The sequence below is a fragment of the Micromonospora sp. NPDC007230 genome, assembly GCF_042869115.1.
Classification (GTDB): domain Bacteria; phylum Actinomycetota; class Actinomycetes; order Mycobacteriales; family Micromonosporaceae; genus Micromonospora.
Window position 1 is genome coordinate 1 of the sequence record NZ_JBIAFE010000047.1, and the last position, 18,737, is coordinate 18,737.

The window sequence follows — 18,737 nt, forward strand, 5'->3', positions numbered from 1 at the left end:
CACCGGGCAGTTTTCCTTACGTGGCAGGCACTTCGCCATATCTACCGACTCACCACCCATCCAAGATCACGATCGCCGTGAAAGGCCGAGGCTAGCGTTCGTCGCCGCCGTCGCCGCGATCATCGCCCTGTTCAAGTAGAACGCCCCGCCTCGGTCCGCGCCCGGGGCGGGGCGTACGGCCGTATCCTCCGGCGCATGAGCGCCCACAAAGGAGACGACCCGCCCCGTTGGCCCGCCGACCTGATTAACGCCCTGGCGGCCTTCGTCGCCGACGAACTGGGCGAGCCGCACCCCGCGCCCGTCCGCCGCACGGCCTGTCGGCCGTTCCCGGGCCGGCGTCGCCGCGCCTGACCCGCGCCCGCGCAAACGAAGCCCCCGCCACCGGATCGCGCCCGGCTGCGGGGGCTTTCGTCGTTTAGGTGACGGGGGCTCCCGTCGGACATTGGAGCCCCCGTCACGGGTAGAGGACCGACCTGTGTCCTCGACCGAACCTCAGTGCCAGTGACCGGCGATGAGCAGAATCAGGTACGCGATCCGCAGCGCAGTCTCAATGACTCGTCCGACCCCGCTGACTCTCGTAAGAACCTGACCTTCCCCTGCCCTTTCCCGTCGCCGCACCGTCGGTTTGCGCGCAGAGCGCATTTCGGATCCTCCTTGGCCGCCGCCTCCCATCAGGGAATTGACGAACCCGGTCCGGCGCTAGCTGCCGTTCCGCCGCCTGGGGTCACGGCGGGAGGTGGTTCCTACCCCGCAAAGCACTGTATCGATGGGACGCAAACGGACGCCGCCGCATGGCCGTCGGCCCCGGGCCCTATGCCCGGGCCCGTCCGCGATCGCCTCTCGACCGGCGCACGGGCACTGCGAGCAGGAACCGCGCGTACAGGTCGACCACCGGCACCGCCGGGAGGTCGTTCACGGCGGCCACGAACAGTCCCGCTAGGTAGACCTGGGTCGCCCACGGGTCCCCGGCCGCGAGTGTCGCCCGCGCTGGCGGGCATGGGTAGGGCTGTTTTACACGCCGCGCAGTCCCACGCCGGGCGCTGCGGCCGGTGGGCGCTCACCAGTGCCGCCCCGCGTTGGCCCGGTACGCCTGGGCGGGCGTCAGCCACCCCGCGCGGCCGGGCTGCGGGTAGACGTCCGTCGGCGCGTCCGCCCAGGCCGGGCGCGGCGCTGGCTCGGCTGGCTGCGGCGTGTAGTGGCGGTGCGGACAGGTCCGCCAGCGCAGCCCGCAGACGCAGCGCCGGGACCAGCGTCGGCGGCGATGAACCAAGTCAGACGGTATCGGGTTCGTAGCTCGGCGTAGGCGCATTCCCTCATCGTGCGCTCGCCGTTAGCGACCGTCAACCACGATCGACGTTCGCGGTTGTCGGACGACCGCCGTTACCTACCGTCGGTCCTATGGTCGAGTTCGTCGGCATCGCCGAAATCCGTGACATGCTCGGCGGCGTGTCGCGGGCGCGTGCCGGCGTGATCGCCTCTCGGCGCGACTTCCCGCCGCCATACCAAGTCCTGAAGATGGGCCAGATATGGCGGCGGAGCGACGTCGAGCGATGGATCAGGGAGCACCGCCCGGACCTCGCTGAGGAGAGTTCGGACTAGAGCCTCGGCCGCCATCTCGGCGAGGCGCTGGCCCACATCTGTCGCCGCCCACGGCTACGTTGTCGCGTATGCCCCTCGCCGTCCAGATCCCCGCGCCCCAGAGCCTTGGCCCTGCCGTTGGCTCACCCGCGACGATCGTCGTCGGCGACGACGCCTATCCGGCGGTCGTGGTCCGGGCCAGCCTCACGGCCGTAACCGTCCGCCGCGTTGAGCACGACGAGCCGCGCCGCAATCGCGACCACACGGCGCTAGTCGCGGTCGGCGACCTGTCGCGCCCTGTCGGGCCTCCGGAGGTCTACCGCCTGCGAGACGGCCGCTATCGGACGGCGTCCGCCGTATTGGCCTTCGGCGAGGCGGTGTCGCGTACGCCTCTCCCGCCGCCCCGTCGGGCGGGTTGGGGACCGATAGTGCGGCACGATGGGGTCATGAGCGCACGCGTACGCGCCCCCGAGTTGCGGGGTCGGGCTTGGCTGAACACGGGCGGGAAGGTCCTCCGTTTGGCTGACCTTCGAGGTCGTATAACCGTCCTAGATTTCTGGACCTTCTGCTGCATCAACTGCCTGCACGTGCTCGACGAGCTGCGCCCGCTCGAGGAGAAGTACGGCGACATCCTGGTCGTGATCGGCGTGCACTCGCCGAAGTTCGAGCACGAGAAGGACCCGGCGGCGCTCGCGGCGGCCGTCGAGCGGTACGGCGTGCACCACCCGGTGCTCGACGACCCCGAGCTGGACATGTGGCAGCAGTACGCGGCCAAGGCCTGGCCGACGCTCTCGGTGGTCGACCCCGAGGGGTACGTGGTGGCCACCATGGCCGGCGAGGGGCACGCCAAGGGGCTGGCCCGGCTGATCGACGAGCTGATCGCCACCCACGAGGCCAAGGGCACCCTGCACCGGGGCGAGGGCCCGTACGTGCCGCCGGCCGAGCCGGAGACGACACTGCGCTTCCCCGGCAAGGCCGTCGTGCTCGACGGCGGCAACCTGCTGGTCTCCGACTCGGCCCGGCACTCCCTGGTCGAGCTGGCCCCGGACGGCGAGAAGGTGCTCCGCCGGATCGGTTCGGGTCCGCGGGGAGCCGACGACGGCCCGGCGGAGAGTGCCACCTTCTCCGAGCCGCAGGGGCTCTGCCTGCTTCCCGGGCACGTGGCCGAGGTGGCCGGATATGACCTGGTCGTCGCGGACACCGTCAACCACCTGCTGCGCGGCGTGAAGCTGGCCACCGGAGAGGTGGTCACGGTCGCCGGCACCGGGCGGCAGTGGCGCTCGACAGTCGACGACCACGCCCACGACGCACTCTCGGTCGACCTCTCCTCGCCCTGGGACGTCGCCTGGTTCGACGACAAGGTCGTCATCGCCATGGCCGGCATCCACCAGCTCTGGTGGTTCGACCCGATCAAGCGAACCGCCGGCGTGTACGCCGGGACCACCGTCGAGGCGCTGCGCGACGGTCCGCTGCCGGACGTCTGGATGGCCCAGCCCTCCGGCCTCTCGATCTCGGCGGACGGCACCCGGCTGTGGATCGCCGACAGCGAGACCAGCGCCGTCCGCTACGTCGAGAACGGGGTGATGCACACCTCTGTCGGGCAGGGACTCTTCGACTTCGGCCACGTCGACGGCCCGGCCGAGCGGGCGCTGCTCCAGCATCCACTGGGGGTGTGCGCGCTGCCCGACGGTTCGGTGCTGATCGCCGACACGTACAACGGCGCGCTGCGCCGCTTCGACCCGGAGACCGAGCAGGTCGCCACGGTGGCGGACGGGCTGGCCGAGCCGAGCGACGTGGTGCTCACCGCCGAGGGCGAGGTGCTGGTGGTCGAGTCGGCCGCGCACCGGCTGACCCGGTTGGCCCCGGGGGCGCTCACCGCGGCCGGCGCGAACACCGTGGACGGCCCCCGGCACAAGCTGGAGCGCAAGCCCACCGACGTGGCGGCCGGCGAGCTGACCCTCGACGTGATCTTCACGCCCGCGCCGGGGCAGAAGCTGGACGAGACGTACGGCCCGTCGACCCGGCTGGTGGTGTCGGCCTCCCCGCCGGAGCTGCTGGTCGAGGGGGCCGGGACGACCAGCGACCTGTCCCGCCGGCTGGTGCTGAACGGTGCCGTCGCACAGGGCGTGCTCCAGGTGACCGCCCAGGCGGCCACCTGCGACGCGGACGTCGAGCACGCGGCCTGCCACCTGACCCGGCAGGACTGGGGCGTACCGGTGCGGGTGGTCGACGGCGGCACCACCCGCCTCCCGCTGATCCTCCGCGGCCTCGACGAGGCCTGACCGCGCTCAAGATCCGCGCAGCTTCCCGGAAACTGGGTTGCCTCCTCGCGCGCTGAGGGGACCCTCTCCCTTGAGTTGCGCGAATCTTGACGCGGGTGACCGGCGACGGGGTCAGGCGAACGGGCGGAGGGGCACCCCGGCGTCGATGAGGGCGGCCCGGACCAGCTCGGCGCAGCGCACCGCGCCCGGGGTGTCCCCGTGCAGGCAGATCGACTCGACCACACACGGGACGACGCTGCCGTCGACCGCGACCACGGTCCGCTCGGTGGCCATCCGGACCGCCCGGGCGGCCACCTGCTCCGGGTCGCTGACCAGCGCGTTGCCGGCGGTCCGGGGCACCAGTGAGCCGTTGGGCAGGTAGTTGCGGTCGGCGAAACCCTCGGCCACCACGCGCAGGCCCGCGCCGACGGCGAGCTGGGCGAGCACCGAACCGGGCGGGCAGAGCAGCGGCAGCTCGTGGTCGTACCGGCTGACGGCGGCGACCAGCGCGGCCGCCTGCGCCTCGTCACAGGCCGCCGCGTGATAGAGCGCGCCGTGCGGCTTGAGGTAGCGCACCCGGGTGCGGAACAGCTTGCAGAAGGCGTCCAGCGCGCCGAGCTGGTAGATCGTCTCGTCGTGCAGCTCGGCGAAGTCGTACGCGATGTGCCGTCGGCCGAAGCCGGCGAGGTCCCGGTAGCCGACCTGGGCGCCGACCGCGACCCCGCGGTCGGCGGCGCCGGCGCAGACCCGGTGCATCGTGGACGGGTCGCCGCCGTGGAAGCCGCAGGCGACGTTGGCGGAGGTGACCAGGTCCAGCAGCGCCTCGTCGTCACCGAGCCGCCAGATGCCGAATCCCTCGCCGAGGTCAGCGTTGAGGTCCATGGAACGTCACCGTAGTCCCTGGTCGGGCCTGTGCGAGCGGCGTCACGTCGTCCACCACCCCGATCACCGGGTAGCCGCCGGTGGTCGGGTGGTCGGCCAGGAAGATCAGGGGTTGGCCGTCGGGCGGCACCTGCACCGCGCCGAGGACGAGGCCCTCGCTGGGCAGCTCGCCGGGCACCGCGCGGGGCAGCGCCGCGCCGATCAGTCGCGCGCCGACCCGGTTGCTCGCCGGGCTGATCGCGTACGGGGTGGTGAACAGCAGGTCGAGGGCGGCCGGGGTGAACCAGTCGTGCCGCGGGCCGGGGCGGACGGCCAGCCGCACCTCGTCGGGGAGGGGCGGGCCGGCGATGACGTCCACCGGGGCGGGGTGGCCGGCGGGCCGGCCGAGGGGCAGCCGGTCGCCGTCGCGTACCGGGGGCGGGCCGAGGCCGGAGAGCGTGTCGGTGGCGCGGCTACCCAGCACCGGCGGCACGTCGATCCCGCCGGACACGGCCAGCCAGGTACGCAGCCCGGCGCGGGCGGGACCGATCCGCAGCACCGCCCCGGCGGGCAGGGACAGCGGTCGGCCCAGGTCGCCCGCCCTCCGGTCGGCGTGGACGCCCACCTCGGCGCCGGTGAGCGCCACGGTGACGGCCCGGGTGACGCGGAGCGCGCAGCCGGTCAGGGTGATCTCCAGTCCGGCGGCGTTCTCCGGGTTGCCGACGAGCCGGTTGGCCAGGCGCAGCGCGGCCGGGTCGAGCGCGCCGGAGCGCGGGACGCCGAGGTGGGCGTACCCGGGCCGGCCCTGGTCCTGCACGGTGGTGAGGGCACCGGCCCGAAGCACCTCGATCATGCGAGCCGGACCCGGGTGCCGGGGGTGAGCCGGGCCGGCGGGTCGGCGTGCACGTCGAAGAGCACCAGGTCGGTCCGCCCGACCAGCAGCCAGCCGCCGGGCGAGGCGGTCGGGTAGATCCCGGCGTACGGGCCGGCCAGCGCGATCGACCCGGCCGGCACCCGGGTACGCGGGGTGGCCAGCCGGGGCACGGCCAGTTCCGCCGGCAGCCCGGTCAGGTACGCGAACCCGGGCACGAACCCGCAGAACGCCACCCGGAAGTCGGTACGCCGTAGCCGGTCCACCACGGCGGGCACGTCGACGCCCCAGTGCCCGGCGACGGTGGGCAGGTCGGCCCCGTCGTACACCGTGGGGACCTCGACCTCGGCGGCGGCGGCCGGGACGGCGTCGGCCCGAGGGGTCCACCCGGCGATCCGCGCGGCGGCCGCCTGCGGGTCCGGTACGCCGTCGAGCAGCACCGTGGCCGCCGCGGGGACGATCTCGACGGCGCTGAGTTGACCTGCCGCCCGCCGGCGCCACAGCTCGGCCCGCCACGCCTGGACCTGGTCGGGGTCGTCGCAGTCGAGCAGCAGCGCGTGTGCGCCGACGGGTCTGATCCGCATCCCGCCATCCTCGCGGATCATCCGTCCACCCGGGTCCCGCCGGCCGTTCAGGAGGCGGGACGGTACGCACTACTTGCAGGTAACCTACGGTGCCGTAACCTATTTGGCGTGACCACCTCCGCACCGCTTCGGCTCAAGCCGGTCGACATCGGTAAACCCCGGATGCGCGGCTGGCTGCACACCTACGCGTTCTTCGTCGCGCTCGTCTGCGGCATCGTGCTCTGCTCCATCGCGGCCGCCCGTCCCGGCTGGGCACCCCTGGTGAGCTGCCTTGTCTACAGCCTGACGGTGTGCGGCCTCTTCGGCACCAGCGCCCTCTACCACCGGCGAGTGTGGTCCGAGCGCGGCTACCAGATCATGCGCCGGATGGACCACTCGATGATCTTCGTGTTCATCGCCGGCACGTACACCCCGTTCTGCGCGCTGTTGCTCGACCGACGTCCGGCCGAGATCATGCTCGCCCTGGTGTGGGGCGGAGCGCTGTTCGGGGTGGCGGTCAAGATGATCTGGCCGCACGCCCCGCGCTGGGTCTCCGCGCCGCTCTACCTCGCGCTCGGTTGGGTCGCGGTGGTGATGCTGCCGCAGATTCTGCACGCCGGCGGGATCACCGCCCTGGTGCTGCTGATCGTCGGCGGCGCCATCTACAGCGTCGGCGCGGTCTTCTACGCCCTGCGCCGGCCGAACCCGTGGCCGACCGTCTTCGGCCACCACGAGTTCTTCCACGCCTGCACCCTGGTCGCCGCGATCTGCCACCACATCGCGATCTACTTTGCCCTGTTCGCCTGAGCGCGGTGGCCCGGCCGCCGGCGGATCCGACACCAGCACAGGCCGCTCCGGGCGACCCCGGAAACGTGCGAGGGCCCCGCACCGGCGCGGCGCGGAGCCCTCGACGGTCTCGGAACGGCTCAGGCCGGGTAGCCCGGGCGGCGCACCTCGCGGTACTCCTCCCGCACGACCCGGTCGTCCTGCACCGGCACGACGGGCTCGGCGACAACCCGCTCGCGCACCGGCCGGGCGACCACCGTACGGCGGCGGTTGTTCCAGAAGTAGAGCGTGATGAGCAGCCCGACGACACCGGCGAGCATGAGCACCCAGCCCACGACGTTCAGGTTGAGCCATCCCAGGTTGGCGTCGATGGCGAACGCGAAGATCGCGCCCAGCGCGATGAGGAAGATGCTGGCACCGATGCCCATGACGTCGCCTCCTTGGCGTTCTGCTGGCGTTTCCTACCGCCGCGGCCATGGCTGAGGTAGCGGCACCCATCGACTTACCCAGGCGGTCCGATCGCGAATCAGGCAAGCTGAGCGCATGACGGAGGGCAGGAACCAGGAGCGCACGTTGGTGCTGCTCCGGCACGCCAAGGCCGAACAGTCCCAGGACGTCCCGGACGCGGAGCGCCCGCTGACCGCGCGGGGGCACGCCGACGCCGCGGCGGCCGGAGCCTGGCTGGCCCGGCACGCCCTCCTTCCCGACGTGGTGATCTGCTCCACGGCCCGGCGTACCCGCCAGACCTGGCACGGGGTGGCGCTGGGCATGACGGGCTCCCCGCCGGAGGGCGGACCGGCCGGCCCGTCGCCGGTGGTGCGCTACGCGGCGACCGCGTACGAGGGGCAGCCGGAGGATCTGCTGACCCTGGTCCGGGCGGTCCCGCCGGAGACCGGCACAGTCATGCTGATCGCCCACAACCCGGGCATCTCGCTGCTGTCGGCACTCCTCGACCCGGAGCGGGCGGATCCGGACGGGCTGCGTACCACCGACCTGGTGGCGCACCGCCCGACCACCAGCTGGACGAACCTGGGACCGGGCGGCGCACCTATCACCACCCGCCACACCGCCCGCGGTTGAGGCGCAGCGAAGGACCCCTTCTTCACGCCTCGGATGAAGAAGGGGCCCCTCTCCGCACTGGTTCCGCAGGCCCAAGGTCAGGACGGTGGCGCCGTGGGCGGCGGCGGATCGGGTGGCGGGGGCATCATCGCGGTCGGGTGGGAGAGCCGGTTCTCCTCCACGATCAGCGTGCGGGCCCGCTTGCGCCGGTCCTGCCAGAACCAGAGCGTGGTGAGCAGGACGGCCAGCCCGGCCAGGATCAGCACCCAACCGACCGCACGCAGGTCGATCCACCAGACGTTGGCCCGGATGGCGAAGGTCAGGATCGCGCCGACGGCGATGAGAAAGATTCCGCTTCCAATGCCCATGTGCGCTGCACTCCCCCGTGCGATGGCTCTTGGGCGTGTCCTGTCGTGGTCCGCGATGGTTACCCGTCAGGCGGCCGGCCTACCGGCCGGGCGGCGAAACAAACGGCGGCGGCCGGCGAGCTGTCCGCTCACCGGCCGCCGTCGTCGAACCGGTCGGATCACCCCACGAGGGATCAGAACGCCTCCTCCGGGAGGTCCATGATCTCCAGGTCGGCGCCCTCGATGATCCGCCGGTCGGCGCCGATGCGGGGCAGCACCTCGCGGGCGAAGAACCGGGCGGCGGCCACCTTGCCGGTGTAGAACGCCTTGTCGGCGGCGGAGACCTCGCCACCGAGCGCCTTCAAGGCCACGTCGGCCTGCTTCTGCAGCAGCCAGCCGACCACCAGGTCGCCGATCGCCAGCAGGAACCGACGGCTGCTCAGGCCGACCTTGTAGAGGGCCCGCGCGTCGCCGCCCTGGGCCTCGCCCAGCCAGCCGGTCAGCACGCCGAGGATGTTCTGGATCTCGGCGAGCGCCTTGCCGAGCGCCTGCCGCTCCTCCTTGAGCTGGCCGTTGCCGGCCTCGGAGGTGATGAACTCCTGGATCTCACCGGCGACCGCCAGCAGGGCCTTGCCGTTGTCCCGGACGATCTTCCGGAAGATCAGGTCGAGGCTCTGGATCGCCGTGGTGCCCTCGTAGAGGGTGTCGATCTTGGCGTCCCGGACGTACTGCTCCAGTGGGTAGTCCTGGAGGAAGCCCGAGCCACCGAAGGTCTGCAGCGACTCGTGCCCGAGCAGCTCGTACGCCCGCTCCGAGCCGACGCCCTTGACCAGCGGCAGGAGCAGGTCGTTGACCCGCTTGGCCAGCTTGGTGGCCTGCTCGTCGCCGGCCGCCTCGGCGATCGCGACCTTGTCCTGCCAGCCGGCCGTGTAGCAGACCAGCGCCCGCAGGCCCTCGGCGTACGACTTCTGCAGCAGCAGCGAGCGACGCACGTCCGGGTGCTGGGTGATGGTCACCCGCGGGGCGGTCTTGTCGGTCGACCGGGTCAGGTCGGCGCCCTGCACCCGGTTCTTGGCGTACTCCAGCGCGTTCAGGTAGCCGGTGGAGAGGGTGGCGATCGCCTTGGTGCCGACCATCATCCGCGCGTACTCGATGATCATGAACATCTGCCGGATGCCGTCGTGCTTGTCGCCCAGCAGCCAGCCCTTGGCCGGAACGCCGTGCTCGCCGAAGGTCATCTCGCAGGTGTTGGAGACCTTCAGGCCCATCTTGTGCTCGACGTTGGTGGCGAAGACGCCGTTGCGCTCGCCCAGCTCGCCGGTCTCCTCGTCGAAGTGGTACTTCGGCACGACGAAGAGCGAGAGGCCCTTGGTGCCGGGGCCGCCGACGCCCGCCACGCCGACCGGGCGGGCCAGCACGTAGTGGACGATGTTGTCGGAGAGGTCGTGCTCACCCGAGGTGATGAAGCGCTTGACGCCCTCGATGTGCCACGAGCCGTCCGGCTGCGGGATGGCCCGGGTGCGACCCGCCCCCACGTCCGAGCCGGCGTCCGGCTCGGTGAGCACCATGGTCGAGCCCCACTGCTTCTCGATGAAGAGCCTGGCCCACTTCCGCTGCCGCTCGGTGCCCTCGACGTGCAGCACGTGCGCGAAGGACGGGCCGGAGGCGTACATCCAGATCGGGGCGTTGGCGCCGAGCACCAGCTCGGCGAGCGACCACCAGAGCGCGCGCGGGGCGTTGGTGCCGCCGAGGGCCTCGGGGAGGTCCAGGCGCCAGAACTCCGAGTCCATGAACGCCTGGTACGACTTCTTGAACGACTCCGGCAGCGCCGCGGTGTGCGTCGCGGGGTCGAAGACCGGCGGCTTGCGGTCACTGTCCGTGTAGCTGGCAGCCAGGTCCTCGCGGGCCAGGCGGTCGACCTCGGAGAGGAAGCTGCGGGCGGTGTCGACGTCCAGGTCCGTGTACGGCTCCTGGCCGAACGTCCGGTCCGCCCCGAAGACCTCGAACAGGTTGAACTCGAGGTCCCGAAGGTTGCTCTTGTAGTGGGTCATGCTCGCTGGCCCCGCTTCCGGACAGATATTACCGATCAGTAACTGAGACTCTATTACTCACCGGTAGCCAGCGACAAGCCGATCACCGAAGTGACGGCGATTACACACGCCCGGTTCAGCCTGCGGCCACTCGCGCAGCAGTGCGGCCGCGACCAGCACGAGCAGCCCGTCGGCCAGCGAAGGACGCGCTCGCTGGACCGTCAGCTCTCCGCCGCGCCGACCTCCCAGCTCGGCACGGGCGCCTTCGCGCCGGTGGCCGGGCCGGCGTATTCCATCAGGACCAGCGCGATGTCGTCGTCGAGCCGGCCGTGCACCCACTCGACCAGGGCGGTCTCCAGCGAGGCCAGGCCGTCGGCCACCGTGCCGTGGCCGAGCAGCCGCCACGCCCGGTCGGCGGTCGGGAAGAATTCGCCGTCCCGGCGGGCCTCGCCCAGCCCGTCGGTGAAGAGCAGCAGCCGGTCGCCCGGTTCGAGCCGTTCCACCCGGGGCCGGACCACCGGCATGAAGCCGAGCGGGGGCGCGGGCGCGGGGGGTTCGAGCGGGATCACCGCACCTCCGCGCAGCAGCAGCGGTGGCGGATGTCCACAGTTGACGATGGTGAGCGTGCCGCCCCGCTCCTCGACCAGCGCGGCGGTGACGAAGTCCTCGTCGCCCACGTTGCGGGCCACCGCCCGGTCCAGATCGGTCACCACGGCGCGCAGGTCCGCCCGCTCGTACGCCACGTGCCGGTAGGAGCCGAGGACGATGCTGGCCAGCCGGACCGCGTCCAGCCCCTTGCCACGTACGTCGCCGATGATCATGCGGACGCCGTACGGGGTGTCCATCACCTCGTACAGGTCGCCACCGATCACCGCGGTGGCCGTGGAGGAGATGTACCGGGCGGCGACCGCGAGGGTGCCCACCTGCGGACCGAGCGGCCGGAGCACCGCCTGCTGCGCGACCGAGGCGAGCCGGGACAGCTCGGCGATCCGCTCCGACTGGCGCTGGCGGGCCGCCGCCACGGCGGTGGCGATCGCGGTGGCCAGCGCGATGCCCGCGACGTTGACCGCCGTGACCAGGGACATGGCCGGATCGGCGAGGGCGAAGGACCCCCCGATCGCCGTGCCGAGGACACCCGCACCGAGCACCACCCGCCAGGAAGCCAGCGCGGCGGCGAGGAACGGGGCGGCGGCCATCAGCGCGAGGAAGTGCGCAGTCCGGCCGTCCGCCAGTTCGACGGCGGAGACGATTGCGAGCAGCCCGAGGGCCGCGCCGAGGCCGGCGCGGGATCCGGGGCTCAGCGGGCGGGGGCCCGACTGGAAGGGTTGCGTGCGTACATCGGACAGCATGCCTGATGGAGGTGAACGGGTGAATGAACCTGACCCGTCGTCCGACGGTATTCTGCCCGGCCGGACCGCTCCGGCGGCACGATCGCCGTCGGTCACCGGTCAGCCGAGGACCTCGTACCGGACGGTCACCTCGCCGAGGTCGGTCGAGGCGATGGCCGCGAAGGCCGCGCGGGACAGGTCCAGGCACCGGCCGGCGATGAACGGGCCGCGGTCGTTGATCCGGACGACCACGGACTTGCCGTTGGCCGGGTTGGTCACCCGCACCTTGGTGTCGAACGGCAGGGTCTTGTGCGCGGCGGTCATGGCGTTCGGGTTGAACGTCTCCCCGTTCGCGGTCATCTGGCCCTCGTCGTAGAAGGACGCTCCGCAGGAGCCGCTGTCGACCACCTTCGGCGCGGGGGTGGTCTGCTTCGCGGTGGGCTTCGGGCTCGCGGTCCGGGTCAGGCTCCGGGAGGCCGCCTTGGTACGGGTCGCCTTCGGGCTGGGGGTGGCCTTCGGCGACGGGCTGAGGCTCGGCGACACGGAGGCACTCGGCGAGGCGGACGAGGCCGCCGAGGTGGGGACGACGGTGGGCAGGGCCTCGGCGACGGCGGGCCCGGCCGCGGGTTCGCCCGAGGTGAGCCGCACCGCGCCGACGGTGCCGCCGACGGCGAGCAGCACGCCGACGGCCGCGGTGGCGGCGATGCCGGCGGGCGAGGAGAACTTGCGGGTACGGAGGTGCCTACCAGCCACCGCGCGGTCCTTTCGTCAGCGGAGCAAACCGGCTCGGACCGTAACGAGAGAAGTACTTCCGAAGTCAACGTGATCATGGTGCTATGCCCGGATTTACCCCGATACGTCTATCCACTCGTGTGAACATTCCTCATCCGAACGGAGGAAGGGCCGCTGGCCGGGGCCGATGCCGCATCGGCTGGCGTCGGTGCCCGAGGATAGGAGGCGTGCTGAGCCACCGCCTCGTCGAGCTGTTCCGCTGGGTCGACCCCGGTCCGGACAGCAGTCACCTGGTCAGCGACATCTCCGGCTGGTGGCGGGATCCGGTGGTGCTGGCCGGCATCGGACCGGCCCTGGCCGGCCTGTTCCCGGACGCCCGGCCCACCGTCGTGATCGCCCCCGAGGTGACCGGGCTGCTGCTCGGCCCGCTGGTGGCGGTGGCCGCCGGCGCCGGCTTCCTGCCGGCGTACAAGCAGGACGGTGGGCGGCGGCGGGTCGGCCCGATGCGCTGGGCCGAGACGCCACCGGACTACCGGGGCCGGCGACTGCGGATCGGCGTGGACGCGCGCCGGCTCGGCCCCGGCGACCGGGTGCTGCTCGTCGACGACTGGGTGGCCACCGGCGCCCAGCTCGACGCGCTCCAGCGGGTGGTCCGGGACAGCGGGGCGGAGCCGGTCGGCGTCGCCGCGGTCGTGGCGACCTGCCCGCCGCAGGTGATCGAGCGGCTCCGGCTGCGTACGCTGCTCAGCCCGGACCAGCTACCCTGAGCGACGGCGGTATTGACCTCAAGCACGGTTGAACATCGAGGATCGCCACATGGACGACGGCATCCTGGACGAGGCGTACCAACGGCTGCACCGCACCGGCCCGGAGTTCGAGGGCTGGCTCTCCAACCACGGCCCGATGGCGGTCGAGGCGATGGTCCGGCACGGGCACGGCGCGCGGGTGCACCGCTGGCTGGACGACTACCTGCGCCAGCTGGACGAGCGGCCCCGCGGACTGCGGCCGATCGACGACTGGCGGGCCGCGCTCGGCGACCCGAAGCGGGCCGGCGACTGGCTCGCCCACTTCGACCGGGAGGTGCGTGAACGCCCCTGGCGGGAGGTGCTGGGCACCTGGTGGCCGCGGCTGCTGCCGGGCATCGCGGCGGGCGCCACCCACGGCGTGATCCGGGTCGGGCACGCGGTGCGGGTGCTGCGCGCCGACGGGGTGAACCGGGAAAGGCTCGCCGAGCTGGGTCAGGCGCTCGGCTACTGGGCCGCACGCTGGCAGCCGGTGCCCGGGACCGGCCCGCTCACCGGCCGGTCCGGCGTGGCGGCGGCGCTGGCCGGGGTGCCCCGGATCCCCGAGCAGAGCGGCGGCATCCGGGAACGGCTGGGCCGACTGCCCGAGGTGCCGGACTGGCCCGGGGCGCTGGCGGCGCTGCGCCCGCCGGACGGCCCGGCAGAGGCCGAGCGGACCCTCACCGAGCTGGTGCACCGGGCGGGCCTGGACTACCTCCGGTTCGGGCACGGCAACCCGGTGATGCTGGTGCACGCGGTGACCGCGCCGACCGCGGTGCTGCGTACCCTGCCGGCTCTGGATCCGGCGCTCTGGGCGCCGAGCGTCGCCGCGGCCTGGTCGGCCGCGGCCGCCGTGACCTCGGTGTACGCCCCACCGGCGCCGACCGCCCCACCGGCGGTCACGCCGGTAGGGCCGGCGGAGGTGTTCGCCCGGGCGGCCCGGCACGGCGACGCACACGTGGTGAAGCTGGCCGACGCGGTACTGGACGCGCACGCGGCGACCGGCGACGCCCGGGTCCTCGCGGCAGCCGGCTACGCCGGTCAGCTCATCTGACGAAGCCCGCGACGACCGTGCAGGGCCGCCCTGCCCCAGTTTGAAGTCGAGGCGTGGGCGGACGAAATCCCGCGACGGGCCGCCGTGCCGCCAGTAGCCTCGGCAGGATGTGGCCCCGCATCGGTGGACTTCGCACGCTCGCCCTCGGCACGCCCGGCGAGATGCGCGCCAACCTCAACACCCTCGTGCTGGCCGGCGTGAAGACCGCCACCGCCGGCCTGCTGACCAGCGAGTACGCCGACGAGAACGAGGAGCTGGAGCACGTCGGTGAACGGCTGGTCCTGGTCGACGACCACGACGCGCTGGTCGGCCTCGTCGAGGTCACCGGCGTGGAGGTGGTCCGCTTCGCCGACGTTTCCTGGGATTTCGCCCGCTCCGAAGGGGAGGGTGATCGGTCGATCGAGGAGTGGCGGGAGGGGCACCGCCGCTACTGGGCCCGGGAGGGCTTCGCGGTCGACGACGACTCCCAGGTGGTCTGCATCCGGTTCCGGCTGGTGTCCGCCGGAGACGGCGGCATCAGCACCGGCGACCTGGGCACCTGACCCCGCGGGGGGATCAGACCCGGCGCAGTTCGGGCAGCAGGCCGGCCGCCTCCACCAGCACCGCCTCGTCGCCGGCGTACCAACTGCTGGCTCGGGGCCAGTGCGTCACCACGTCGGTGAAGCCCAATCGGCCGGCCCGCGCGACCTGCTCGGCGAAGAAGTCCGCGCTGCGGAGCGAGAAGACCGGCGCCGAGTCCAGCGACAGGTAGCGGTCCAGGGTGGCCAGGTCCCGGCCGGCCCGCTCCAGGGCCTCGTCCATCCGGCCGGCGAGGTCCGCGACCGACGACCACCAGCTCTCCAGGTCGTCACCGCCGAGCCCGGTGGTCACCCACCCCTGCCCGAACCGGGCCACCAGGCGCATCGACCGGGGCCCGTTCGCGGCGACCACGAACGGCACCCGGGGCTGCTGGACGCAGCCGGGATGGTTCCGCGCGTCCACGGCGGCGAACCACTCGCCCCGCCAACTGGTGCCGTCCTCCCGCAGGATCAGGTCCAGCAGCTCGGTGAACTCGGCGAACCGGTCGACCCGCTGCCGGGGCGGCAGGGTCTCCCCGCCGAGCACGGTGGCGTCGAACCCGATGCCGCCCGCGCCGATGCCGAGCAGCAGCCGGCCGCCGGAGACGTCGTCCACGGTGGTCACCTGCCGGGCGAACGCCGCCGGGTGCCGGAAGTTCGGCGAGGCGACCAGCGTGCCCAGGCGGATCCGGGAGGTCACCGTCGCGGCGGCGGTCAGCGTGGTCATCGAGTCGAACCAGGGACCGTCGACCAGATCCCGCCAGCCCAGGTGGTCGTACGTCCAGGCGTGGTCGAAGCCCCACTCGTCCGCCTGCCGCCAGCGCCGCTGGGACTCCGACCAGCGCTGGTCCGGCAGGATCACGATGCCAATCCGCATGATCGCCAGGGTACGGCCTGGCCGGCCGGACCGAGCGGACCGGCCGACCCGGCCCGTACTACGCCGTCACCACGTCGGCGACCACGCAGGCGACATTGTCCGGCGCGCCCGCTGCGTACGCGAGGTCGACCAGGCGCCCGACGGCGGTCTCCGGACCGTCCGCCCCGGCGAGCGCGGCGTGCAGCGCCTCCGGGGCGACCACCGCCGAGAGCCCGTCGGAGCAGAGCAGGTACCGGTCACCGGCAATCGCGGTCCGCAACGCCAGGTCGGCCTCGACCTGCGCACCCGTCCCCAGTGCCCGCACCAGCAGGGCCCGCTGCGGGTGTGCGGCGACCTCGACCGGGCTGAGCCGGCCCTGGTCGACCAGCGACTGCACGTACGTGTGGTCCTGGGTCAGCCGGACCAGCTCGCCCCCGCGCAGCAGGTACGCCCGGGTGTCCCCGACGTGCACCAGGGCGAGCTGCGAGCCGCGCCGCAGGATCGCGGTGAGCGTGGTGCCCGGCTGGTGCCCGTCGGTGGCGGAGGCACGTACCGTGCGGTCGGCCGCAGCCACCGCGTCGGCCAGCGTGGCGAGCAGTTCGGCGGCCGGCGCGGCGGAGAGTTCCAGCGGCCGGAGCGCGTCCACGGCGGCGGCGCTGGCGGCGGCCCCGCCCCGGCCGCGCATGCCGTCCGCCACGGCGAGCAGGGTCGGACTGGCGTACGCGGTGTCCTCGTTGGAGTCCCGGACCGCGCCCGTTTCGCAGCGGACGGCGTACCGGAGGGTGGGTTCGGACATGGTGGTGCCCCTCTCGGAGAGCTGGTCGACGAGGAGCGCGACGACGCGTCCGCGGGCCGCGGTGTCGGCGCTGACCCGGCGCCACCAGGCGTCGACCGCCCCGGCCGCCGCGTCGGGTGGCAGGCCGCAGACGGCCCGGATGTCCGCGAGCGGCATCCCGGCCCGGCGCAGCGCAGCGATCAGCCGGGCCCGGTCGAGCTGGCCCGGCGCGTAGTACCGGTAGCCCGAGTGCGGGTCGACGGCGGCGGGCGGCAGCAGCCCCAGTTCGTCGTAGAGCCGCAACGCCTTCGGCGTCAGCCGCGCCGCGCGGGCGAACGCCCCGATGGTCAGCAGCTCCACGGTCGCATCCTCCTCGTGCCGGTCCCGGCGACCGGCACGGACCACACTCGGGCTTGCCGCAAGGGCAAGGTCAAGGGGTGAGTTCGGCCAGCTCGTCGCCCGGCGTCAGCGCCTCGACCAGCGCCCGGATCTCATGCCGCACACCGGGCGTGCGGCCAGCCGGGTCCGACAGCGTCAGTCGCCGGACGCGGGGTTGGCGTCGACCGCGGCGCGGACGAACTCGCGTACCCGGGCCGTGGTGTTGCTCTCCCGCCACACCGGACCGCGGCGGATCGGCGGCGCGTCGCGGATCGGCACGTACGCCAGATCCGGCCGGGGATAGTAGCGGCGGGTCTCCGCACCCACCGGCAGCACCCCCCGGCCCATCGCGACCAGGGACAGCATCTCGGAGAAGGTGTCGCCCACCGGCCCCTTCGGCACCGGCCGGCCGGACGGGGTGCGCTCCGGGGTGCGGTCCCGCTTGAACTCGGCGGAGGTCACCGCCGGATACTGCACCACCGGATGCTCGGCCAGCACCTCCAGCGACACCGACTCCTCGCCGGCCAGCGGATGGTCCGCGGCCACCGCCAACACCCGCTGCTCGCGGAGCAGCGCCGGGCCGTTCGCCATGCCGTCGAAGGGGTACGACGCGATGAGCACGTCGACCGTGCCGTCCCGCAGGCTCGACCGGGTGGTGGCCAGCAGCGCCTCGTGGACGTGCACCACGCACTCCGGGTGACGCTCGGTGAAGAGGCTGACGGCACGCAGCAGCACCGGCGCGGTCGACTCGCCGACGAAGGCCACCCGCAGCTCGCCGGAGAGGCCACGCCCGGCCTCGACGGCCCGCCGGACGGCGTCCTCCATGCCGGCCACCAGCGGGCGCAGTTCCTCGGCGAGGCGGGCGCCGATCGGGGTGAGCCGGACGACCCGGCTGGTGCGCTCGAAGAGTGGCGCGCCGATCCGACGTTCCAGCTTCCGGATCACGTGACTGATCCGTCCCGTGGTCACCCGCAGCCGCTCGGCGGTACGCCCGAAGTGCAGCTCCTCGGCCAGGGTCAGGAACGTCTCGATCTCGTACCGCTCCAGCACGCCCACCCCCATCGTTGAATCCGGGTCAACGATCGTAGCCCGATCGCGGCTTGGTCGGCGGTGGCGTCCGGACGAGGGTGGAGGGCGACCCCTTCGAGGAAAGGAACCTGATGGACCCCGTCACCGACTACCTGGCTGGCCTCGACGCCCCGCTGCGCGAGACCGCCGAGAAGCTCCGTGCCGTCATCGACGCCGCGCTGCCCGAGGCCAGCGGCGCGATGTGGCACGGCCACCCGGTCTGGGGCCTCGGCGACCGGCCGGGGAAGACGCCGGTCTGCCTGGTCAAGGCGTACCCGTCGTACGTCACCTTCGGGCTGTGGCGGGGGCAGGACGTGGCGGACGCCTCCGGCCGGCTCGCTCCGGGCGCGCGGCGGATGGCCTCGGTCAAGCTCCGGACCATCGACGAGATCGACCCGGACCTGTTCGCCGGCTGGCTCCGGCAGGCGTACGCCCTGGCGGAGGCGCAGTGAGCCCGGTGCGGGTGACGGCCTTCGACCACCTGGTCCTCACGGTCGCGGACGTGGAACGCTCGCTCGACTTCTACTGCGGCACCCTCGGCCTGGCGCCGGTACGGGTCGACCGCTGGCGGGCCGGCGAGGTGCCCTTCCCCTCGGTACGCGTCGGCCCCGAGACGATCATCGACCTGGTACGCGGCGAGCCGACCGGGTCGAACATCGACCACATCTGCCTGGTGGTGGAACCCGTCGACTGGTCGGCGGTGCTCGACTCCGGCGCGTTCACCGTGCTGACCGGGCCGGTGCCGCGCTTCGGCGCCCGGGGCACCGGCACCTCGATCTACGTAAGCGATCCGGACGGCAACACCGTCGAGCTGCGCTGCTACCCGCAGTAGCAGTCGGGGCCGGCGGGCG

At 72.9% G+C, this 18,737-nt stretch carries 21 protein-coding genes; 10 read left to right on the plus strand and 11 right to left on the minus strand.

What is annotated here, in order from left to right; translation table 11 throughout:
* The first annotated feature begins 195 nt into the window (after positions 1-195).
* From ACFYML_RS35290 to ACFYML_RS35300, 3 genes are all read left to right on the plus strand, one after another.
* Entirely contained in the window at positions 196-351 is a 156-nt protein-coding gene (locus ACFYML_RS35290; RefSeq protein ID WP_387424768.1) for a hypothetical protein, read from the plus strand.
* 1,047 nt (positions 352-1,398) lie between these two features.
* Complete coding sequence (locus ACFYML_RS35295; RefSeq protein WP_387424769.1) at positions 1,399-1,599, plus strand: hypothetical protein; 201 nt, start codon at positions 1,399-1,401, stop codon at positions 1,597-1,599.
* A 425-nt stretch (positions 1,600-2,024) separates the two neighbouring features.
* Positions 2,025-3,860, plus strand: a complete 1,836-nt coding sequence (locus ACFYML_RS35300; protein ID WP_387424770.1) for an NHL domain-containing thioredoxin family protein — start codon at positions 2,025-2,027, stop codon at positions 3,858-3,860.
* A gap of 111 nt (positions 3,861-3,971) precedes the next feature.
* On the opposite strand, the gene ACFYML_RS35305 is transcribed toward ACFYML_RS35300, so the two are convergent.
* The 3 genes from ACFYML_RS35305 to ACFYML_RS35315 are packed head-to-tail and all read right to left on the minus strand — an operon-like array spanning position 3,972 to position 6,155.
* Positions 3,972-4,721, minus strand: coding sequence for a LamB/YcsF family protein (locus tag ACFYML_RS35305; protein WP_387424771.1), 750 nt, complete (start codon positions 4,719-4,721; stop codon positions 3,972-3,974).
* Positions 4,705-5,553, minus strand: coding sequence for a biotin-dependent carboxyltransferase family protein (locus ACFYML_RS35310; protein ID WP_387424772.1), 849 nt, complete (start codon positions 5,551-5,553; stop codon positions 4,705-4,707). The genes ACFYML_RS35305 and ACFYML_RS35310 overlap by 17 nt, the downstream gene beginning before the upstream one ends.
* Positions 5,550-6,155 carry an allophanate hydrolase subunit 1 gene (locus ACFYML_RS35315; RefSeq protein ID WP_387424773.1) on the minus strand — a complete coding sequence of 202 codons (606 nt, stop codon included), beginning with the start codon at positions 6,153-6,155 and terminating at the stop codon, positions 5,550-5,552. Before ACFYML_RS35315 ends, ACFYML_RS35310 begins: the two co-directional genes overlap by 4 nt.
* Positions 6,156-6,263: 108 nt before the next feature.
* Between ACFYML_RS35315 and ACFYML_RS35320 the strand changes: the two genes are divergently transcribed.
* Entirely contained in the window at positions 6,264-6,941 is a 678-nt protein-coding gene (locus ACFYML_RS35320) for a hemolysin III family protein (protein WP_387424774.1), read from the plus strand.
* A 119-nt stretch (positions 6,942-7,060) separates the two neighbouring features.
* Here ACFYML_RS35320 and ACFYML_RS35325 read toward each other — a convergent pair whose 3' ends face one another.
* Positions 7,061-7,348: a DUF6458 family protein gene (locus tag ACFYML_RS35325; RefSeq protein ID WP_073835074.1), complete on the minus strand. Its 288-nt coding sequence runs from the start codon at positions 7,346-7,348 to the stop codon at positions 7,061-7,063.
* Between the two features lie 115 nt (positions 7,349-7,463).
* On the opposite strand from ACFYML_RS35325, the gene ACFYML_RS35330 reads away from it, so the two are divergent.
* The gene (locus tag ACFYML_RS35330) at positions 7,464-8,000 is read left to right on the plus strand and encodes a SixA phosphatase family protein (RefSeq protein WP_387424775.1); all 537 of its coding nucleotides are present in this window, start codon (positions 7,464-7,466) and stop codon (positions 7,998-8,000) included.
* Between the two features lie 77 nt (positions 8,001-8,077).
* On the opposite strand, the gene ACFYML_RS35335 is transcribed toward ACFYML_RS35330, so the two are convergent.
* The 4 genes from ACFYML_RS35335 to ACFYML_RS35350 all read right to left on the minus strand — a co-directional run bounded on the left by ACFYML_RS35335 (position 8,078) and on the right by ACFYML_RS35350 (position 12,437).
* Entirely contained in the window at positions 8,078-8,347 is a 270-nt protein-coding gene (locus ACFYML_RS35335) for a DUF6458 family protein (RefSeq protein ID WP_073835076.1), read from the minus strand.
* A 173-nt stretch (positions 8,348-8,520) separates the two neighbouring features.
* Entirely contained in the window at positions 8,521-10,377 is a 1,857-nt protein-coding gene (locus ACFYML_RS35340) for an acyl-CoA dehydrogenase (protein ID WP_387424776.1), read from the minus strand.
* A 200-nt stretch (positions 10,378-10,577) separates the two neighbouring features.
* Positions 10,578-11,705 carry a PP2C family protein-serine/threonine phosphatase gene (locus ACFYML_RS35345; protein WP_387424777.1) on the minus strand — a complete coding sequence of 376 codons (1,128 nt, stop codon included), beginning with the start codon at positions 11,703-11,705 and terminating at the stop codon, positions 10,578-10,580.
* A gap of 99 nt (positions 11,706-11,804) precedes the next feature.
* On the minus strand, positions 11,805-12,437 hold the full coding sequence (locus tag ACFYML_RS35350) for a septal ring lytic transglycosylase RlpA family protein (protein WP_387424778.1): 633 nt from the start codon (positions 12,435-12,437) through the stop codon (positions 11,805-11,807).
* A 206-nt stretch (positions 12,438-12,643) separates the two neighbouring features.
* Here ACFYML_RS35350 and ACFYML_RS35355 point away from each other — a divergent pair, with 206 nt between their 5' ends.
* The 3 genes from ACFYML_RS35355 to ACFYML_RS35365 all read left to right on the plus strand — a co-directional run bounded on the left by ACFYML_RS35355 (position 12,644) and on the right by ACFYML_RS35365 (position 14,794).
* Positions 12,644-13,183, plus strand: coding sequence for a phosphoribosyltransferase (locus ACFYML_RS35355; RefSeq protein ID WP_387424779.1), 540 nt, complete (start codon positions 12,644-12,646; stop codon positions 13,181-13,183).
* Positions 13,184-13,232: 49 nt separating this feature from the next.
* Positions 13,233-14,252 (plus strand): hypothetical protein, encoded by a 1,020-nt coding sequence (locus tag ACFYML_RS35360; RefSeq protein ID WP_387424780.1) that lies wholly within the window; start codon positions 13,233-13,235, stop codon positions 14,250-14,252.
* A 107-nt stretch (positions 14,253-14,359) separates the two neighbouring features.
* Complete coding sequence (locus ACFYML_RS35365; protein WP_387271176.1) at positions 14,360-14,794, plus strand: ASCH domain-containing protein; 435 nt, start codon at positions 14,360-14,362, stop codon at positions 14,792-14,794.
* A 13-nt stretch (positions 14,795-14,807) separates the two neighbouring features.
* Here ACFYML_RS35365 and ACFYML_RS35370 read toward each other — a convergent pair whose 3' ends face one another.
* From ACFYML_RS35370 to ACFYML_RS35380, 3 genes are all read right to left on the minus strand, one after another.
* On the minus strand, positions 14,808-15,686 hold the full coding sequence (locus ACFYML_RS35370) for an LLM class flavin-dependent oxidoreductase (RefSeq protein ID WP_387424781.1): 879 nt from the start codon (positions 15,684-15,686) through the stop codon (positions 14,808-14,810).
* 58 nt (positions 15,687-15,744) lie between these two features.
* On the minus strand, positions 15,745-16,800 hold the full coding sequence (locus ACFYML_RS35375) for a MerR family transcriptional regulator (protein ID WP_387424782.1): 1,056 nt from the start codon (positions 16,798-16,800) through the stop codon (positions 15,745-15,747).
* Positions 16,801-16,974: 174 nt separating this feature from the next.
* Complete coding sequence (locus ACFYML_RS35380) at positions 16,975-17,868, minus strand: LysR family transcriptional regulator (protein ID WP_387424796.1); 894 nt, start codon at positions 17,866-17,868, stop codon at positions 16,975-16,977.
* 110 nt (positions 17,869-17,978) lie between these two features.
* Here ACFYML_RS35380 and ACFYML_RS35385 point away from each other — a divergent pair, with 110 nt between their 5' ends.
* Both ACFYML_RS35385 and ACFYML_RS35390 read left to right on the plus strand, forming a co-directional pair.
* Entirely contained in the window at positions 17,979-18,338 is a 360-nt protein-coding gene (locus tag ACFYML_RS35385; protein WP_387424783.1) for a DUF1801 domain-containing protein, read from the plus strand.
* Positions 18,335-18,718 (plus strand): VOC family protein, encoded by a 384-nt coding sequence (locus ACFYML_RS35390; RefSeq protein WP_387424784.1) that lies wholly within the window; start codon positions 18,335-18,337, stop codon positions 18,716-18,718. Before ACFYML_RS35385 ends, ACFYML_RS35390 begins: the two co-directional genes overlap by 4 nt.
* The last annotated feature ends 19 nt before the right edge of the window (positions 18,719-18,737 follow it).

Bases quoted from the DNA above. Each gene is read 5' to 3' on its own strand.
- ACFYML_RS35290 (WP_387424768.1), top strand. From the start codon at position 196: ATGAGCGCCCACAAAGGAGACGACCCGCCCCGTTGGCCCGCCGACCTG.
- ACFYML_RS35315 (WP_387424773.1), bottom strand. From the start codon at position 6,155: ATGCGGATCAGACCCGTCGGCGCACACGCGCTGCTGCTCGACTGCGAC.
- ACFYML_RS35345 (WP_387424777.1), bottom strand. From the start codon at position 11,705: ATGCTGTCCGATGTACGCACGCAACCCTTCCAGTCGGGCCCCCGCCCG.
- ACFYML_RS35370 (WP_387424781.1), bottom strand. From the start codon at position 15,686: ATGCGGATTGGCATCGTGATCCTGCCGGACCAGCGCTGGTCGGAGTCC.
- ACFYML_RS35330 (WP_387424775.1), top strand. From the start codon at position 7,464: ATGACGGAGGGCAGGAACCAGGAGCGCACGTTGGTGCTGCTCCGGCAC.
- ACFYML_RS35340 (WP_387424776.1), bottom strand. From the start codon at position 10,377: ATGACCCACTACAAGAGCAACCTTCGGGACCTCGAGTTCAACCTGTTC.
- ACFYML_RS35365 (WP_387271176.1), top strand. From the start codon at position 14,360: ATGTGGCCCCGCATCGGTGGACTTCGCACGCTCGCCCTCGGCACGCCC.
- ACFYML_RS35325 (WP_073835074.1), bottom strand. From the start codon at position 7,348: ATGGGCATCGGTGCCAGCATCTTCCTCATCGCGCTGGGCGCGATCTTC.
- ACFYML_RS35360 (WP_387424780.1), top strand. From the start codon at position 13,233: ATGGACGACGGCATCCTGGACGAGGCGTACCAACGGCTGCACCGCACC.
- ACFYML_RS35295 (WP_387424769.1), top strand. From the start codon at position 1,399: ATGGTCGAGTTCGTCGGCATCGCCGAAATCCGTGACATGCTCGGCGGC.
- ACFYML_RS35385 (WP_387424783.1), top strand. From the start codon at position 17,979: ATGGACCCCGTCACCGACTACCTGGCTGGCCTCGACGCCCCGCTGCGC.
- ACFYML_RS35300 (WP_387424770.1), top strand. From the start codon at position 2,025: ATGAGCGCACGCGTACGCGCCCCCGAGTTGCGGGGTCGGGCTTGGCTG.
- ACFYML_RS35335 (WP_073835076.1), bottom strand. From the start codon at position 8,347: ATGGGCATTGGAAGCGGAATCTTTCTCATCGCCGTCGGCGCGATCCTG.
- ACFYML_RS35310 (WP_387424772.1), bottom strand. From the start codon at position 5,553: ATGATCGAGGTGCTTCGGGCCGGTGCCCTCACCACCGTGCAGGACCAG.
- ACFYML_RS35305 (WP_387424771.1), bottom strand. From the start codon at position 4,721: ATGGACCTCAACGCTGACCTCGGCGAGGGATTCGGCATCTGGCGGCTC.